Here is an 870-nt window from a genome sequence, read left to right as displayed (position 1 = left end):
TTCCTCACGCGCAACGCGACATTCCAGATCATCCCAATCCACCATTACAACTTCCTCGTCCGATAAATGTTTATTACATCCTGCATATCAAGGTGACAACGATAGGCCCAACGTATCATCGGCTTGTTATCGGGCAAAAACAGGACACAGAGATCATTCTGGCCTTTTTCACGTTTAGGCATCGGCAGAGTGATCGTATGTTTTTCAGGACGAAGCCCCTGTTCTTCTTGTTGCTTTAGAGTAGCACTCAGTAGCCATTTAATATTGACCGAATCTCCGTCTATCCGATAGGGGCCTGCGTTTTTCCCCCCCGCATTCCGCCCGTCAAATGCATCGGTATTTCCCCCCATATTTCCGTTGACATAGGCATAACTAATCGGTCGATCCATTACTGACATAACCACTAATGACGCCCCGCCATGCCGTTCCTGAATCAGGAACGTCCAGACCAGCCAAAGCACCAGCAGAATGCTTGCCGTCCACCGCCCCCAGCGTGGCAAGATCTGCCATATCGCCGTTATCAGCCCCGATATCACTCTTGTTAAACCGCTTGCCACGCTCATGGTCGTCCCTTTTGTTCTTCCAACGCTTGCTGACCACCTTCCAAATAGGCTAATGCCCACAACCGTCTTTGAGACTCTGTCGCACCAGCCTGCTCGGCTTTCGCCAATGCCTTGCGGACCATGCTCATCCTTTCACAGGGCGGGAAATATCTGATGCTATCCCCCTCTTGCCACAGAGCGAGCAGACGATGCTCGTCAGGCGAACCTTGCAACGCTTGATATAACTCAGGCGTCAATTTCACCAGAACAGGTTCAGTGGGAGGGATCGATAGGCTCAGGTCGTGCCAACTGCCGTCGCATTCTCGTA

At 51.5% G+C, this 870-nt stretch carries 1 protein-coding gene and 1 pseudogene; both read right to left on the bottom strand.

The annotated features are described in order from the left end of the window. Nucleotides 1–44 precede the first annotated feature (44 nt). Nucleotides 45–563 (bottom strand): hypothetical protein, encoded by a 519-nt coding sequence (locus tag H0248_RS20525; protein WP_180787298.1) that lies wholly within the window; start codon nucleotides 561–563, stop codon nucleotides 45–47. Then, a pseudogene (locus H0248_RS20520) lies at nucleotides 560–870 on the bottom strand (DUF4123 domain-containing protein); the annotation flags it as partial. The pseudogene H0248_RS20520 and the gene H0248_RS20525, both read right to left, overlap by 4 nt.

The organism is Pectobacterium brasiliense, assembly GCF_013449685.1.
GTDB lineage: Bacteria > Pseudomonadota > Gammaproteobacteria > Enterobacterales > Enterobacteriaceae > Pectobacterium > Pectobacterium brasiliense_A.
Note: the sequence above shows the minus strand (reverse complement) of the source record. Positions and strands in the feature narration are given on the sequence as shown.